The organism is Nocardioides cynanchi (genome assembly GCF_008761635.1).
Taxonomy (GTDB): domain Bacteria; phylum Actinomycetota; class Actinomycetes; order Propionibacteriales; family Nocardioidaceae; genus Nocardioides; species Nocardioides cynanchi.
This window is the reverse complement of the sequence record NZ_CP044344.1, coordinates 1,864,683-1,879,795: the sequence shown is the minus strand read 5'-3', so window position 1 is coordinate 1,879,795 and position 15,113 is coordinate 1,864,683. Positions and strand designations below refer to the sequence as shown.

Here is a 15,113-nt window from a genome sequence, read left to right as displayed (position 1 = left end):
ACTCCATAGGTGGTCTTCTCCGCAGCGATGAACGCGCAGACCCGTCCGCGGCTCACCGGCCCGTCTCCTTGGCGAAGAAGACCGCGGCTATTTTCAAGATCTCCCGCTCCAGCTCAAGCTCAGCGACCCGACGCCGCAACGCCGCCAGCTCCATCCGCTCATCACCCGGCAACCCCGCCGGACCAGCAGCGCGGTCCCGCTTCGCGGCTTGACCCAGTTCCGCAACGTCTCGTGGTTGATCCCCAACTCCGCAGCCACATCACGGATGCTGCGATGACTGTCCAACACCAGCAGCGCAGCACGCTGCCGGAACTCCTCGGGGTACTGGCTCCGTCGACCCATCCGGGCCCTCCCTCCCTGGCTCAATGCCAAGTCTGGAGGTGTTCACCGAACGGGGGTCACTTCACCACGGGCCATGTACGTGTGTTCGTTTTGCCACGTCACGATCTGTGGCGGGCCTCGTTCTAAGGGTGGAAGAACCTGCCGGGACGAAGTTCACAGGCGGCTCTTGCGCCGAGAGGTTGGCTGCCCGTGGGGGCGCGGCATCTCTTCGCGCGCCAAGTAGTCGGTGTGATGGCTCAGCCTGACGGGTCGACATTGAAGCCCGCTGGAGACCCGAGGCTCCGGCGGGTTTCTTCGTTCATGGGCCGTGCCGCTAGAACGCCTAGCTGGGGTTCGTCGCCAAGACATGCAAACCGGTCAGGTGGAAGTTGCCTTGGGGGGCGGTGCAGTCGTAGACGTGGCTCGTAAGGCTGATCGTGTGCGTCCCCGCCGTGAGGTACGTCGAACTAACGCGCTCTTGGTATCCAGTGGCCGGGCCAGCGCCATCGTCCTCAATATCAACCTCGAGGCCAGCCTTTCGGCTGCCATCGATGATGGCGTCGGCAACCGCAAAGTATCCGCTCTGACTGTTGCAAACGTTCGCGTCTCCAGCGATCTGACCAGCGAATCTAAAATCCACAAAGCCGTCGGTCGCGGTAGTGAAGGTCTTGGTGGCGAGAGTCTCTTGGGAATTCGGACTAGCGGCGAAGTCGAACGGTCCCTGATCATCCCACTGCAGCACCGTGGCTGAGCCGCTACCACCAGAGACCGTTCCCGACGCGAGGTCGCTCGAGGTGATCGATCCGTTCTGGATATCTGTCCCGCTGAGCGAGCCGTCTTGGACATCTGCGCCCGTCAGGCTGCCATCCACGACGTTGGCGCCCGTCCACATCGACGAGGCCGCATAAGCGGTGCCGGTGCCGAGGACGAGGAAGAGCGCGAGGGCGCCCATCCATTGACGCGTGAGCGCGCTCGCAAGAGTTCGAACAATTCGCATGGTTCCCCCTGGTCTGGACTGGTGCAGGGAACTCTAAGCGCACGGGTGCCGTTGTATCTCGCATCTCGGGTTACCCTCGACCGGTCGCGCGCCGAACGCGACTTCGCCGCCCCGCCCAGGTCCCCGTCCCGGGCGGGGCGGCTTCTCACGTACCCTCGGGACGAAGCCGCCCCACCGGGTTTTTCTGGCGACCGGGTGGGGCGGCTTCGTCTCTCCAGGGCTTCACGGGGCCGACATGGCGACGTAATCTGTGGATCTCGCGCGATCTCCAGACTCGCCGAGACCGCGTCCCGTCGGAAACCTCCCGTTCCCGACGGGACTCGCCCGCCTACCGATACCAGTAGATGTGAATCCGGATCGGCGCATGCGGCCCCTGACGCCGAGCTGCGAGAGCCCGGTTGACCGCAGCCTCCACGTTCGCCAAAGACGCGACGTGCACCCGAACGCGCGGAATCTCGACCGTCTCAATCAGCCACGTGTCGAATTCCCGTGTCGCCCGAGCTTCAACGGTTCTCACGGCCGGATGCACTCTCGGCAGCGTCATGGTTAGGTCCTCCGGCTGCGCTAGACCATCGGCCGCCGCGGTCCTGGGCGAGCGCTCGCTGCCACCCTAATCCTCCGAGACGGGAGGCTGGGGGCTCGTGATGGCCAGTCCTGGCCCCGCACCTGCATCAAGTTCTAACCTGTACGACGTCCCTGCGGCGTTCTCCGAGCGATCGTGGGGGGTCGCCCCGCCGGTGATCGGAGACAGTCGGCGGGGCGCTCCACGTCGGCAGCGAGATCACGCCTCGATGCATGCGACCATCGAGGATGACCGACTACCGCGTCGCGGCCTTCCCCCGGTCGCACCGGGACGTGAGCGAGGTACCCGTCGGAAAGCAGCACGCCTACCTTGAGGGCGGGGAGGCGACCGTTTGCGGCTTCGGACTGTTGCGGATGCGAACGTTCAAGCAGTTGCCGTTCAGCGCCAGCCCACCCTCGAAACGGTGTCCGTTGTGCGACAGGATCGTCCGCGCCGCCAGCCACTAACGTCCGCAGTCGGCCCGCACTTGACCGCCCACGGGGTGGATGAAGATCTCGCCCACTGGCTGCAGTTCGGCCGCCAGGGCCCGGAGGTGGGCCAGGGCCTCATCCAGGGTCGTGTGTTCGTCGAACAGTTGGGCGCCGTGATGGCAGCCCCACGTGCCCTGCACGGTTTCGATCGCACGGAAGAACCACGCCATCCCGCCATGCTCCGAACCAGCCCGCTCACCGAACAAGGGGCGAAGGTCCCTGCCTCGGTGGCACTCGAGAAATGGGGCCTATGGCCCATAGCCTCACTCGGAGTTCAGGATTAACGTGGATCCTGCCGCGGCAAGAGAGCGCGCCTCTCTGGGAACACGGCGATGGGCGGGAACCCTCGGGCCCACCCAGCGAAGCCTCCGCTGCCCCGGCATGGTGGCGGGGGCTTCGTCTGGCGAGACAGGAGTGCCGGCACCCTCCTTACCGTCGAGTCCGGGCACGTCTACCTGCCGGTCCCGGCGTAATTCGGCGCCCCACCCGGCCGAGGTCGGGTGAGGCACTGGGCCACGCCGGGGGGGACGCGGCTCCCGGCCGCTCCAAGGGGGGTAAGAAGCGACCTCGGCTACGACGGTAACCGGTTAACCACCGAAAGTCGTTGCTTTTCGCAACAAACCGAGGTGAAGACTTAGCCACCGCGCCAGGTCGCACCCTTGGTACCCGGTGGCGGCCTTACAGACCTGGCCAATCCCACCCCCAACCTCCTCGCTGCGAGGTACCGTCCGGACCCGTCGAGCACTCGGTTCGACGCAAACCAGGGAACGGATCTCGGCCATGCCCAGCATCGACAGCGGCGCCCTCGCCAACATGTTCAACGACATCGGTGGGAAGGTCGAGGAAACGGTCCGCCGCATCCACGACGAGACTCAGGGCCGGTCCCTCGACGAGGCGGCCGAGGTTCTCCGTGCCGCGCTCGCGCACCATGGCATCAACTGCCCACACGACTGGTGTCGGAACGCCCTCGACACCCTCAATCGCGGCCAACCTCTCGACATCGACCTCCACTAGCGCGCTGCTCACCCCAGGGGCTCTCAGGTTTGCCTCTGCTCGCGATCGGGTACCTCTGGTGCGGGCACTCGGAAAGCCTCACATCGCGGCCTGGGCCGTCGCGGTGTGCGCCTCGTCGAGACACGGCCCTGTGTCCGGCAAAGCGCTTTCACGACCGCGGCACGCGAGCAACGATTGGGGAGTGCCTGTGTTTCGGACCTTCGCCGACGGCGAGAAGACGAAACGCTCTCGATCTAGGCGGGGGACCCGCAAGGTGAGAACCCCCCGCGGGAAGATCCACGCCGCCGACGCCTCCAACTTCACGCTGTGCGGGATCAGCGTCCTCGAGCTTCAGGAGTTTGGACGAAGCCGTTATCCCTTCGAACGTTTCCCACACGGCAGCAGGTGTCCTCAATGCAACGAGGCAGCCGGTTGGCCATCCGAGTGATCGGAGTAACCCTCCAGAAGGCCGATCGGACGTCGAGGTCCCGTCAACCGGACCTGGTGGCTGGCGCTCTTCCGCGGGCACCCGATTGTGGTCCGGTCTCGCCATGTGCCGTCCGGTAGTCAGGTCCGCAGCAGATCCGACCCCTCAGGCTGGACGTCATGACCACAGTTCCCGTAGTGACGACCGGACGGCGGATGCTGAACAAGGTGCCCGAGGTCACCGTCTACTTCTGGATCATCAAGATCTTGTGCACGACGGTGGGTGAGAGCTTCGCCGACTACATCAACGAGACCCTTGGATCAACGAGACCCTTGGCTTTGGGCTGACCAACACGACGTTGGTGTTCTCCGCGGCCTTGATCGCCGCGCTGGTTGCGCAGTTCGGGCTGCGTCGTTACGTGCCCAGCGTGTACTGGCTCAGCGTTGTCCTGATCAGCGTCGTGGGGACCCTGCTGACCGACAACCTCACCGACGGCCAGGGCGTGCCGCTGTGGATCAGCACCACAGTATTCGCCGTGCTCCTCGCCGCGGTCTTCTCGATCTGGTACGCCCGCGAGCACACCTTGTCGATCCACACCATCGTCACCACCCCGCGTGAGGCGTGGTACTGGTTGACGGTCCTGGTCACCTTCGCCCTGGGCACCGCGGCCGGCGACTGGACGCTGGAGCTGACCGGCTGGTCGCCGGGCAAGTCCGTGCTGCTCCCGCTGAGCCTGATCCTGGCGGTCCTGGTCGCGTGGAAGCTCGGCGCAGGGCCGGTTCTGTGCTTCTGGCTGGCCTACATCCTGACCCGCCCGCTCGGCGCGAACATCGGGGACTACCTGGCCTCGCCGAAGGCCGACGGCGGTCTCGCCCTGGGGACGCTGGGCACCAGCGTCCTCTTCCTGGGCACGATTCTAGCCGTGGTGATCTACCTGACCGTGACCGACAAGGACCGCACCGAAGCCCGGGACCAGCGTCAACAGCGCGCTCGCGTCGCCGAAGAAGTCTGAGGAGACACCGATGCCTGAATCGTCTACTACGTCGCCTACGCCCAGCGCTCACCGGGTGCTGGTCGTTACCGATGCCGTTGAGCCCACCAAGTCTTTGCGCGACGCCATCCGGCACCGCGCCGAGACCGGGGATGCCAAGTTCCGGCTGATCGTGCTCAACCCGGCCCGAGCCGAACTCCACCCGCTCCAGCCGGAGCGTCACGACAGGGCCGCTGAGGCAGAGGTCACCCTCCGCTCCGCGCTGCCCCAACTCGAGCTCGCGGCTGGCGCGCCGGTGATCGCGTCGGTATCGGTGCGCCACGACCCGATGGACGCCATCGAGGAGGCGCTGTTCAGCGAGCCGGTCGACGAGATCATCCTCGACGTCCCTCCCCACCACCTCTCCTCCTGGCTGCACCAGGATCTCGCACACCGTCTGGCGCACTTCAAGATCCCGGTCATCACCATCCGCCATGGGTACAAGACCCAGGATTTGGAACCCAACCGGGCGGGGCGGTGAGTCGCGAGGCCGTTTCCTACATGGCCCAAAGAGGTGATTCTCGCTGACGGGCTGCACCGCTAGTTTGAAGGAACCTCCGGGTGCCCCATGCCCCGGCGGTGGGCGTTTCCCGCGACCCGGGTGCGACTCGGCGCAGCGGGACGTTCCTTGCGTCGGCAAGCCCTTCCCAAAACTGAGTGGCGGGCGTACCGTCCGAGGTCTCCCCCGCGTCCTCGAGCCACGTCGGAGACGCGCCCCAGATCGTGGCACGAAGCGGGTTCCGGGTGCGCGTGGTGCGCTCCGCGGCCCGGATTCGGACCTTCGGTCTGCGCGGCGCGCTGACTCGGCCCTCACCCATCCTTAGCGGGACACGAAACGCTGCGACCTATTCGCCTGTGGCAAGGGGCGGCCCCCGGGCCCACTTCCCGAAACCGGGGGCCTCGGCCCTGACCGCTCTGCAGGCGCAGTCAAGAACCTTACCGCCGAGGCTACCGGCAACTGTCGGGTCGTTGCCATCTGCGCCCGGAGACCCGAGACTCCGGCGGCCATCGTCATACCCCTGGCCCATGCGGGTCTGGAGCCCGGTGGCGGCGAGGCCTAGTGTGCGGCCCGTGTGACCGGGGGTAGCGCGCTAAACAGGGGGACCCGGTCATTGTGTGCTCCGCGCGCAGTCGTCCAGTCCCGCGCGGAGCACACGTATCGAGTGCTCCCCCTGGCCAGCACGGGTCCTGGACGGCTGGGGCCGCTGCACTCGTAGGTTGGGAGCACCTTTCGGGCGTTCTCCTGTCGCCACCGGAAGATCAGCGCCCCGCCGGCCTATCCCCGTAGCCGGCGGGGCGCGCCCGGCCGGCTACGGCACTTGGCAATGAGTACTCGTCGCGCCGCGAGATGATGCACCAGCGAAACGGCTCCCGGAGCTCTGGTGCGGGTGCATCCGACTGCCTAGACTTGCCGTAGGCGCCACGGTAAGAGAGCGCGCCGTCTCTGGGAACATGGCGCAGCGATGCCCGCTGGTTACCCGAGTCTCCGGCGGGCATCGTCACGTTTGTGAGACCTGCTGTCGGGTACGACCGTAGTGGTTGGTTCCTCCGGGAACTGAGTTTTGGAACTGGACGCCGCAGCTCCCAGTGCCCTGCCGCCCTCCGGGTGTATGCGGCAGGGCACTCTCACGCCTCGGGTATGTTTACGTCCTGAGCCGATCGGGCACGTGGTGGCGGGCATCGTCACGCGTCGACATCGTCGATTGAGGCGTCAATTCCACCGCCGGGCAGCCGCGTCTTAACTTTCCTGATGGCGCGCCTGACTGATGCCGAGTCAGATGCCTGGATCACCAGTGTCATGGCGCTTGCCGCCAATGCCGCCACAGATGCCGCGTCGCGCTGCTCCTCGAGCCGCGGCGCTTGTATGACCGCGGACCCCTCCTCAGCTAGCGATGCGCGCAGGGCCGCCAAGACTCGTGGCTGCCCTGGCTGAATCCTCGCGCGATAGCTAGGCATCGCGGAAGCCTAACGCCCGTTACTCCCCAAAGCGCTGGAAGGCGGCCTGCCGAGTCGTGTCCAGCGCGGCACCGATGACCGCCCAGGAGTCTCCCGCGTCGCGCGCGGCCTTGACGGCTGCCCGTAGTTCGACCTCCGCGGCGTCTACGCCCTTGCGTGCCTCGATGATGCGCCGGAAGTGCTGGGCATCGCGAGCCTCTGTCTTGCGAGGATCGAGGACATCGAGTCCGGTCGTGTCCTTGCGGTTTCTCAGCTTCATGTCATCACCTCTTCGTAGTTATCGCAGGTAGTCGTAGAACTTCGGACGAAGTTGGTCGGCGTGGATGATCCGTGCCGGCTCCGCAACGGGGACGGCCACGAGTTCAAGGATGTTTCCGTGCGTGTCGGGTCCTATGACCAACAGCCGATCCTCTCCCTCATACTCGTACTCGATGTACCGCAAGGCGTTCTCCCACGCGTGGAGGATGTCCTGGTTGGTGACATCGTGGCGATGGGCCGAGTCCCGGATCTCCACTCTGTCAAGGTTACCTTGACAGAGAAAGTCTGTAAAGGAAACCTTGACGTCGCGCGCGATGTGCGCTCGCGCCCGTCGAGGCCAGCGGTCGTGCGGACAGCGGGTGACGCCGCGACGCTCCTCGCCTCGGTATACCAGCTGTACTCGCCCGAGCCGGCGGCATCCGGGGTCACCGTCATCGGCGCCACCACGATCGTGGGGGAGAAGATCGACGAGGCGGCTTTCTGGGGCTCCCCGGGTACGGGCTTTTACCCCCGGGTGGTCCCACCCCCTCGCGCGCACGCGCGAGGAGCCAGACGTCCGCTGCAGGGTCGCCTCCGTGTCAGGAGATCGGCGAAAGCGTCGTTCAGGATGGTTGCTGACAGGGCCAGCAGCGGCTTGCCCGCAGGGCCTGTGCCGGTGGCGCGAGGTCTCGCTCTGGTCAGAGTCGTAGCCCGGTGCCCTCCCCAACACGCCACTCGTGTCCTGTGGCGAGCGGCGCCATATCGGCAAAACCCGCGATCCACCGCTCGGCCACCGTGGAAATGGCGAGTCAATCCGTAGCCCAGATTGCTCTTGCCTGGATCTGCATCGGGGCCGAGTCCGGGGTAGTCGAAGTCTCCAGTTCGCATCGAGGAGCCGGATCGGTTCAGTTGGTGCGGCCAGCGCCGCCAGCGGGTCGGGGGCAGTTGGTCTGCACGACCTGGTGTGCGCAGGCCAACTCAGCCTGACCCGAGCCCAGCACCCGGGCCGCCGCGACAAGCCCTTGACCCGAGACGTAAAGCAGTTCCGACAGTCTCTTTCAAGAGCGGCGGTTTGGGCTTACGGTGCGTTTGCGGCGGACTCATCCGAGGTGACACAGATAAGCCGCTGGTCGGAGCGTTGGGGGGATCGCGGTGGGCGCTGTGTTCTCGCTGCTGTTCATGGTCATCCCGCTCTACATCATTGCGATGGTGCGGAGCACCTTCATCGTGATCAGCGTGGGGATCCAGGCGATCGGTCTCGATGTCGGCCAGCAGGACACGACGGCGATGAGCGCTGATTTGTTTGGTCCGCAGACCAACGCGGGGATGGCTGGAGGAGTCAATGGCGCAAGGTGGCGGTACGACGGTCGACGAGTCGAGCTCAACCGGAACCCACGCTGATGAGTGGCGTGATCAGGTCGCGCACCGCATAGCCGACGAGTTGCGTGTATACCCGGGCACGAGCCGCCACGCCAAGGTCTCGTCCCTCCTGCATGCGTTCCGTACTCAAGGCGTCCACTGCGACATCGGAGACATGAAGCGGGCGCTGTCTGCTCGAGGCGTCGTACTGGGTTTGCCCCGTCCGGAGATTTCCCGTCGCGACGTACTCGACCTCCGCCTCGACCCAGACGGAGAGCAAGCCGACCATCGGGTTGGCGATCTCGGCGTCCGCGTGAGCCTGTGGAGTCCTGGTGTTGCTGCGAAGTTCGAACCCCTTCGTGAACCCGACAAGCCATCCACCGTCCCCTCGGGCGTTGTGCGGTGGTTCGACGTAGATCCACGCGGAACCGAGCCATCGGACGACGACGTGCACGAGCTCACCGCGCGGTTGAAGACTTGGTGCCCTGGGCTGAACAAGATCATGGTCAGAGATCTCCTCACCCCCGACGTTCAGCCGAAGACCGAGACCTACGGGGACGAGCGCACGGGGGTACGCACAATCTCGATCCCGGCCCTGATCGCACGCGAGGTCCCCGACGACGACGACGATTTCGACGAGATCGACGAGCAGCTCATCGTGCAGATGGTGGAGATGGTCATCGGTCCGGGATGGCTGATCACCTGCTGGCACCGCAGCAGGACCCTCGTCGGGCGCGGTGAGGTCCATGACGGACTACCTCTGCTGCAGGAGCCGTTCATGAGCTACGTGTCGTACCGATGGACCCAGGACACTAAGGTGCGCAGCGGATCGGGGGAGCCCAACGGTGCCGGAGACCTGGGGGCCTACCTGGCGAGGTCACTGGTCGCCACCTACGGGGCCTCGCTGCGAATGTTCCAGAGGTGGGTCTCGTCGTGGGAGGTGGAGTTCTACAAAACCCTCGGAGATCAAGGCGGCCACGCAAGCCAGAGCCGCCCTGGAGAGCGCAAGACGCTAAAGGCTGCTGCCGTCGAAATCAGCAACTTCTTGTCCCTCGTCGGGGAGTTCTCGCGCAGCGTCAACGCCTTCAAACTCGCCGGCGAGGAGATGCCCAACGACACCTGGTTCGCTGAGCACGAGGGCGCACGCAAGGGCGATCCCACCAAGACCGTGCATACCGATGAGTCAGCTGCCTTGACTTCCTCCGTTGATGCGGCGACCGCGAAGCTCGCGCAACTCTCTGAAGAGATCCGAGCTGATATGGATCTACTGATGCTCCAGAGCCAGGCCCGGCAGCAGGAGTCCTCGGAGAGGCTGCAGGGCTACCTCGGGAAGGTCACGGGTCTGGTCCTCGTGCCCACCTTCGTCGCCGGGCTGTTCGGGGCCAACACTGCCCTGCCCGAGGGCGGTACCTGGGCCGGTTTCGTGATCATGGTCGTGCTCATGGTGGTCTCGGCTGCCATCTCCTACGTCGTCATCCGCAAGCTCATGCGTTGACCCGGATGACCGTCTCCCATCCATGACATGGAGCCTGTGGACACTGGAGCGAACTCAGGCAAGAACCCGTCTGGAGGCTTCGTCGATCCCTCCTGATCGCGGGCCACGGGCAACTTCGTCCAAATAGGGAAGGGACGTTCGTCCGACTTCACCCCGGGACCGCGGAAGGTTCCACGGCGGCCGCGCCTCCGTCGAGGATCACCCGCACAGGATGGCGAGCACGGGTCGACTCTGGAGGGAACTCCGTTGCGAATGTTCTGATTGCGGCGCCTCTTAGCTCGAATCGGGATGTAATCGTCCCGCAGGGGGTCTGTTCACTGTCTTACACGTTTCGGGGGTTGCGATGGGCTTCGCACGTCGGATGGTGCGCAAGTCGGTGCGTAAGGCGACACCGCGCACGGTGCGCAAGGCGATGCATCCCGTGCGGACAGCCAAGAACGCGGTTACACCTCGTCCGATCAAACAGGCCAGTCGCGCCCTGTACACGGTAACCAATCCCATTGGCGCCGCTGAGAACGCGCTCATCGGTGCAGCCCTGTACCCCAATCGCGGCAGCCGCAGCAGGAGCTCAACGACGGCTCACCGCGTCAGCACCGGCCGCACCGCCACTGAACGCCGCTACGCCGAAGGGGCCGCCGCCCACAACGCACTCGAGCAGCTGATGCTGGTCGGGCGTGAGAAGTTCCACCCCCTCCCGCCTCCCAGGGTTCCCGCCCCAGGCCGGGTCGACACCAACGCTATGGCGCGGCTGGAGTGGCGGGCCCGCCGCAGGGAGGTGAGCATCTGGGACCGCTCGCGTCGAGCGGCGCTTCGACACCTGATACACGAGTCGGTTACCGCCTATGCGGAAGCTCACGACCAGTGGGCTCAGCGGGCTGCCACGAGGCAGCAAACTGTTGCAGACATGTGGTGGCGACAACTACAGGCCGGCCAGTCCGCGGTCCTGACCAGCGTCCTGGTCACAGCCTTCTCCGACAACCCGGCGGCGGTCGACGTCGTCGAGGCGAAGGGCAGCACGGCCCGTCTGGATCTGCATCTGCCTTCAATGTCGGTGCTGCCGGAGCGCAAAGCCAACATCACTCCCAGCGGCCAGTTGTCCACGAAGGCCTGGACCAAGACCGAGCTGAACCAGGTCTACGCCCAACTGCTGGCCATCCACCTGCTCGCCACCCTGCGGGAGGCCTGGGCAGTAGCCACATCGCTCCAGTCGATCCGGGTGGTCGGGCGCGGCGGCCCCGGCGCCTCCAGCGACGTCATCTTCGACGTCGACTGCACCCGCATCAACCCAGACACCACCCTTGCAGACGCAGACGGAGCCCGCATGGAGGCCTGGCTCACCGCCCAGAAAGTCGGCTTGCATCGCACGGGCCGAACCCGTGAGGTAGTGGTCCGAACCCGGTCCCCGGAGACCTCGCACCCCATTGGACTCGAGTCGGGTCGCGGCACCCAGCCACCTCTTGAGGCGCCATGGGCCAAGCCCGTACTGGATCCAGGTGATCCAGAACCTGCCTACCTCCGGCCACCAGTCCCGCAACCCACCCCGGCGTCTCCAACCCCGGCATCGACCCCGGTGGGTGGCAGACGGCGTTTCGCGACCACCATTGGGCCGCACAGCGGCAGCCAGCGACGAGTCGGTCCAGGGCTGGCGTTTCTCGCGTCCTTCTTCGTCGCCGGGCTCGGTTCGACGCTGAACCGACGGCCAGTGGGCGCCCTGATCTTCGTCGGCTGGCTCGCTAGCTTGCTGATCATCGAGCTGACCCCGGCCCAGGTTGGCGCGTTCGCGGTGTTCCCCTGGGCGGGATGTTGGATCTGGGGTCTGGTCGATGCAGTGATCGGCGCAAGGCAGAAAGGGTCCGCTCCGCCCAGGCACGCCGCATAGAAGTCGGGCCCAGATCCAGCAGGGGCCCGGGGCACGATGCCAGCGTCGTGTTGTGATGACGTTTGCGGCGACTGGTCACACGTTTGGTGGTAGGCGCCGGAGAGCCCGTCGGACATGCAGCCCTGCATGCTTCAACTCCAGCAGGCCTTCGCCGACCGCTGCTCATTCCCCGCCGAGGTGCGTCATTCCGCCGGCTGTCGGCGCGCCTACGACGGTTCTGAGCCACGAAGGTGTGACCTGGCCCAGGGACTTGATCCGATGGCCACTTACTGTCCAGATTGGGACCAACTGAGGGAGTTCCGGCGGGTTATAGTCGGCAGTGTCAGAGCGGCTGATCCCGCACAGTCGAGCGTGAATCGGCTTGGTTCTGGCCCGATCGGCAGTCATCGGTAGGAGCCCGATTACCACCAGAGGTCGCAGGGTTCAAATCCTGCCCCCTACCAAAGACAGGCCCTGACCTGCGGAAACGCAGAGGTCAGGGCCTGTTGGATTGAACCGGTGTCCAGACAGTCCACATACGCCCCAGGGTCGGACCGGAACTAGCGCGAATCGGTCGCCGCTCAAGCGCGCGGCGACTTGCTGGAGTGCCGGGACTTGAACCGTTCGGGGACGAATGCCTCGGGTTCAAAACCCGAGCGGCTAGGCACAGAAGCAGATTCGTTTCGGTTCAAGTGTTGGCGACAGGATTGTTCCCGAGGTGCTGCCCAGCCTGCATAAGCCAGACCGGGCGGCACTCAGGAGTGGGTCGATCTCGGGGCCCTTCAGCGAATGGATCCTCGGCGCCTTAGTGGAGCGTGATGGCGATCGGGAATGCATTGCCGTTGGTCGCGGTGACCGTGATCTGGCCGGCGGCTGTGCCGTAGCGGCCCGTGCCGCCCAGGATCGGGAGGGCGAAGGTGCCTGGGCCGGACCGGCCGGAGCGGACGGTGCCGGCGGCGGTGATCTGCCCGTGGGCGAGGTGGAGGACGAACTCGCAGAGCTGGTCGGCGGTCGTCTTGCCGGCGCGGACGGTGGTGCAGGTGCCGGCGAACCGTCCGGCGTGGGCCCCGTTGCGGCTGAGTGAGCCGGTGAACAGGTCCTGGTCGCCGGCGCTGAAGCCGGTGGTGCCGAGGTCGATGTTCGCGTCGCTGCCGTGGTGTGCACGGAGGGTGAACGTCCTGGCTCTGGGCGAGTCAGCCGGCCCGGCCGACGCGGTGCCGGTCGTGGCCAGGGTGGCCGCTGCCGCCGCGCCCGCCGCGACGACGGTGACCCCGGTGATGAGAGATCGGAAGGTGTTCATGGTGGATACCCCTTGGTTGGTGCCGCGACCGTCGCGGCTGCCGAGGACCGTATGAGCACGAGCCGCCGGTACGCCTCGGCCCACGGACGGTTTGTGGCCGGTTCACGGCGGAAAGGACAGCGCTACGGATCCCACCCGAGGGGGAACGACGAACCGTCGTCAGAGGGACGCGCAGTGGCTGGACCCGGGGTTACTGTGCCGGACATGACTCGACGCGACCACGCCCTCCAGATGCGCCGCGTCGCGCTCGACTGGGTGGCCCCGACGGTCGTCCTGGTGATCGGTGTCGTCAACATCTCGCAGCAGCCGCACTCGGTCGCTTACCCCGGGTCGCCGGTGCGTCACGTCGCGTTCCTTGTCGTGGCCGTGGCCGGCCTCGGCGTACGACGGCGGGCGCCCCTCCTGGCGCCGTCGGCGACGATCGGTGCGGTGACGTGGTGGACGACGACGTGGCCGTCCGGGGCCCAGGGGCCGTTCGAGGGTTTCCTGCTCATGGTCGGCGCGGCGTACTGCCTCGGGTCGCTCCACGATCGACGCCGGCTCGCGACCGGCGCGGGCGTTCTCGCCGCGTGGTTCGTGCTCGGCCTGTTCGTGGACCTCGTCGGCGCTCGCTCGGGCGACGTGGCACCGATCGCGGTCTGGTTGGCGGTCGGCTTCGGCGTCGGCTTCCTGATCAGCCGGCGCACCGAGCAGGCCAGGCAGGCGTGGGAGGCGACGCGGATCCTGGCTGCGGAACAGGAGCGGCAGACCGCGCGTGCGGTCGAGGACGAACGTGCCCGCATCGCGCGCGAGCTCCACGACGTCGTTGCCCACAGCCTGTCGGTGATCGTGGTGCAGGCAGGCGCGGAGCGTCGTTCCTTGCGCGGCCCGGGGGTCGACGAGGAGTCGATCGACGCCGCGCTGGGTTCCATCGAGAGGGTCGGCCGCGAGGCGTTGGTCGACCTCCGGCGGCTGCTCGGACTGCTCCGGCGTACCGACGACCCCGTGGCCCTCTCGCCGCAGCCGGGCCTGGGCCAGCTGGACGACCTGCTGTCGGCGGTCCGGGCGGCCGGGCTGCAGGTCGACGTCGAGGTCTGCGGTGACCGGTCACGCCTGCCGCCGGGGCTCGACCTCACTGCGTACCGGATCGTCCAGGAGGCGCTGACCAATGTGCTCAAGCATGCCAACGCCCGCTGCGTGCGGGTCGGCGTCGCCTTCCAGCGCACCCACCTCGATCTCGAGGTCACCGACGACGGGAGCCCTGGCCCCGGTAACGCGATCGCTGCCGCCGGGCCCGGGCACGGGCTGATCGGCATGCGTGAGCGGGTCAACGTCTTCGGCGGGACCATCAGCGCCGGCTCGGCCGCCGGCGGCGGGTGGACCGTCCGTGCGCGGCTACCGGTGACGGCGGTGGGTGTCGGATGAAGGCAGCTCCGCGTGAGCGGGTCACCCTTGTGATCGCAGACGACCAGCTCCTGCTGCGTGCCGGTTTCCGCAAGCTGCTCGACGGTGAGGACGGCCTGGAGGTGGTGGGCGACGCCGCCGACGGACAGGAGGCGCTTGAGTTGGTCGAGCGGCTGGCACCGGACGTCGTGCTGATGGACATTCGGATGCCGGTCCTGGACGGGATCGAGGCGACCCGGCGGATCAGCGACCGGTTCCCGGGGACCGCGGTGCTGGTCCTCACGACCTACGACCTCGATGAGTACGTGTTCGCGGCGTTGGACGCCGGAGCGAGTGGTTTCCTGCTCAAGGACTGTCCGCCCGACGAGTTGACCTCGGCGATCCATGTCGTCGCACGCGGCGACGCGCTGATCGCACCCTCCATCACCCGCCGGTTGATCTCGGAGTTCGCCGGCCGCGCCGCAGGGAGCGTGCCGCGACAGCTGCCACCGATCTCCGAGCGTGAGCGTGAGGTGCTGGTCGGTGTCGCGCGTGGCTTGAGCAACAGCGAGCTCGCCGCGGAGCTGTTCATCGGCGAGGCCACCGTCAAGTCTCACGTCAGCAGCCTGCTGAACAAGCTGAGCTGCCGGGATCGGGTACAGCTCGTGGTGGCGGCCTATGAGGCAGGCCTGGTCGCGCCGGGCATGCCGTAACCGTCGGGAGCC

15 protein-coding genes are annotated in these 15,113 nt (G+C 66.6%); 9 read left to right on the top strand and 6 right to left on the bottom strand.

Annotation, left to right across the window (positions count from 1 at the left end):
• Positions 1-93: 93 nt before the first annotated feature.
• From E3N83_RS20335 to E3N83_RS09195, 3 genes are all read right to left on the bottom strand, one after another.
• Positions 94-342: a transposase gene (locus tag E3N83_RS20335; RefSeq protein ID WP_151082983.1), complete on the bottom strand. Its 249-nt coding sequence runs from the start codon at positions 340-342 to the stop codon at positions 94-96.
• A 322-nt stretch (positions 343-664) separates the two neighbouring features.
• A complete protein-coding gene (locus tag E3N83_RS09200; RefSeq protein WP_151082982.1) occupies positions 665-1,273 on the bottom strand; it encodes a hypothetical protein in 609 nt (202 codons plus the stop codon).
• A 1,070-nt stretch (positions 1,274-2,343) separates the two neighbouring features.
• The gene (locus tag E3N83_RS09195) at positions 2,344-2,541 is read right to left on the bottom strand and encodes a hypothetical protein (RefSeq protein WP_151082981.1); all 198 of its coding nucleotides are present in this window, start codon (positions 2,539-2,541) and stop codon (positions 2,344-2,346) included.
• 610 nt (positions 2,542-3,151) lie between these two features.
• Here E3N83_RS09195 and E3N83_RS09190 point away from each other — a divergent pair.
• From E3N83_RS09190 to E3N83_RS09180, 4 genes are all read left to right on the top strand, one after another.
• Complete coding sequence (locus E3N83_RS09190; protein ID WP_151082980.1) at positions 3,152-3,385, top strand: hypothetical protein; 234 nt, start codon at positions 3,152-3,154, stop codon at positions 3,383-3,385.
• Between the two features lie 585 nt (positions 3,386-3,970).
• Positions 3,971-4,138: a hypothetical protein gene (locus E3N83_RS19975; RefSeq protein ID WP_238343137.1), complete on the top strand. Its 168-nt coding sequence runs from the start codon at positions 3,971-3,973 to the stop codon at positions 4,136-4,138.
• Positions 4,139-4,152: 14 nt separating this feature from the next.
• The gene (locus E3N83_RS09185; protein ID WP_238343136.1) at positions 4,153-4,803 is read left to right on the top strand and encodes a COG4705 family protein; all 651 of its coding nucleotides are present in this window, start codon (positions 4,153-4,155) and stop codon (positions 4,801-4,803) included.
• 10 nt (positions 4,804-4,813) lie between these two features.
• A complete protein-coding gene (locus E3N83_RS09180; protein ID WP_151082979.1) occupies positions 4,814-5,302 on the top strand; it encodes a hypothetical protein in 489 nt (162 codons plus the stop codon).
• A gap of 1,494 nt (positions 5,303-6,796) precedes the next feature.
• Here the strand turns inward: E3N83_RS09180 and E3N83_RS09175 are convergent.
• Both E3N83_RS09175 and E3N83_RS09170 read right to left on the bottom strand, forming a co-directional pair.
• The gene (locus E3N83_RS09175) at positions 6,797-7,036 is read right to left on the bottom strand and encodes a hypothetical protein (protein ID WP_151082978.1); all 240 of its coding nucleotides are present in this window, start codon (positions 7,034-7,036) and stop codon (positions 6,797-6,799) included.
• An 18-nt stretch (positions 7,037-7,054) separates the two neighbouring features.
• Entirely contained in the window at positions 7,055-7,291 is a 237-nt protein-coding gene (locus E3N83_RS09170) for a hypothetical protein (protein WP_151082977.1), read from the bottom strand.
• Positions 7,292-8,175: 884 nt separating this feature from the next.
• Between E3N83_RS09170 and E3N83_RS09165 the strand changes: the two genes are divergently transcribed.
• The 3 genes from E3N83_RS09165 (at position 8,176) to E3N83_RS09155 (ending at position 11,747) form a co-directional block, all read left to right on the top strand.
• Positions 8,176-8,415, top strand: a complete 240-nt coding sequence (locus E3N83_RS09165; RefSeq protein ID WP_191908032.1) for a hypothetical protein — start codon at positions 8,176-8,178, stop codon at positions 8,413-8,415.
• Positions 8,416-8,548: 133 nt separating this feature from the next.
• Positions 8,549-9,868 carry a CorA family divalent cation transporter gene (locus E3N83_RS09160; protein WP_191908031.1) on the top strand — a complete coding sequence of 440 codons (1,320 nt, stop codon included), beginning with the start codon at positions 8,549-8,551 and terminating at the stop codon, positions 9,866-9,868.
• A 343-nt stretch (positions 9,869-10,211) separates the two neighbouring features.
• The gene (locus tag E3N83_RS09155) at positions 10,212-11,747 is read left to right on the top strand and encodes a hypothetical protein (protein WP_151082974.1); all 1,536 of its coding nucleotides are present in this window, start codon (positions 10,212-10,214) and stop codon (positions 11,745-11,747) included.
• Between the two features lie 784 nt (positions 11,748-12,531).
• On the opposite strand, the gene E3N83_RS09150 is transcribed toward E3N83_RS09155, so the two are convergent.
• Entirely contained in the window at positions 12,532-13,026 is a 495-nt protein-coding gene (locus tag E3N83_RS09150; RefSeq protein WP_151082973.1) for a hypothetical protein, read from the bottom strand.
• A 204-nt stretch (positions 13,027-13,230) separates the two neighbouring features.
• On the opposite strand from E3N83_RS09150, the gene E3N83_RS09145 reads away from it, so the two are divergent.
• Positions 13,231-14,430, top strand: a complete 1,200-nt coding sequence (locus tag E3N83_RS09145; RefSeq protein WP_191908030.1) for a sensor histidine kinase — start codon at positions 13,231-13,233, stop codon at positions 14,428-14,430.
• Complete coding sequence (locus E3N83_RS09140; protein WP_151082971.1) at positions 14,427-15,101, top strand: response regulator transcription factor; 675 nt, start codon at positions 14,427-14,429, stop codon at positions 15,099-15,101. Before E3N83_RS09145 ends, E3N83_RS09140 begins: the two co-directional genes overlap by 4 nt.
• Positions 15,102-15,113: the final 12 nt, after the last annotated feature.

Bases quoted from the DNA above. Each gene is read 5' to 3' on its own strand.
- E3N83_RS09160 (WP_191908031.1), top strand. From the start codon at position 8,549: ATGAAGCGGGCGCTGTCTGCTCGAGGCGTCGTACTGGGTTTGCCCCGT.
- E3N83_RS09195 (WP_151082981.1), bottom strand. From the start codon at position 2,541: ATGGCGTGGTTCTTCCGTGCGATCGAAACCGTGCAGGGCACGTGGGGC.
- E3N83_RS09140 (WP_151082971.1), top strand. From the start codon at position 14,427: ATGAAGGCAGCTCCGCGTGAGCGGGTCACCCTTGTGATCGCAGACGAC.
- E3N83_RS09145 (WP_191908030.1), top strand. From the start codon at position 13,231: ATGACTCGACGCGACCACGCCCTCCAGATGCGCCGCGTCGCGCTCGAC.
- E3N83_RS19975 (WP_238343137.1), top strand. From the start codon at position 3,971: ATGACCACAGTTCCCGTAGTGACGACCGGACGGCGGATGCTGAACAAG.
- E3N83_RS09180 (WP_151082979.1), top strand. From the start codon at position 4,814: ATGCCTGAATCGTCTACTACGTCGCCTACGCCCAGCGCTCACCGGGTG.
- E3N83_RS09190 (WP_151082980.1), top strand. From the start codon at position 3,152: ATGCCCAGCATCGACAGCGGCGCCCTCGCCAACATGTTCAACGACATC.
- E3N83_RS20335 (WP_151082983.1), bottom strand. From the start codon at position 342: ATGGGTCGACGGAGCCAGTACCCCGAGGAGTTCCGGCAGCGTGCTGCG.
- E3N83_RS09150 (WP_151082973.1), bottom strand. From the start codon at position 13,026: ATGAACACCTTCCGATCTCTCATCACCGGGGTCACCGTCGTCGCGGCG.
- E3N83_RS09175 (WP_151082978.1), bottom strand. From the start codon at position 7,036: ATGAAGCTGAGAAACCGCAAGGACACGACCGGACTCGATGTCCTCGAT.
- E3N83_RS09155 (WP_151082974.1), top strand. From the start codon at position 10,212: ATGGGCTTCGCACGTCGGATGGTGCGCAAGTCGGTGCGTAAGGCGACA.
- E3N83_RS09200 (WP_151082982.1), bottom strand. From the start codon at position 1,273: ATGGGCGCCCTCGCGCTCTTCCTCGTCCTCGGCACCGGCACCGCTTAT.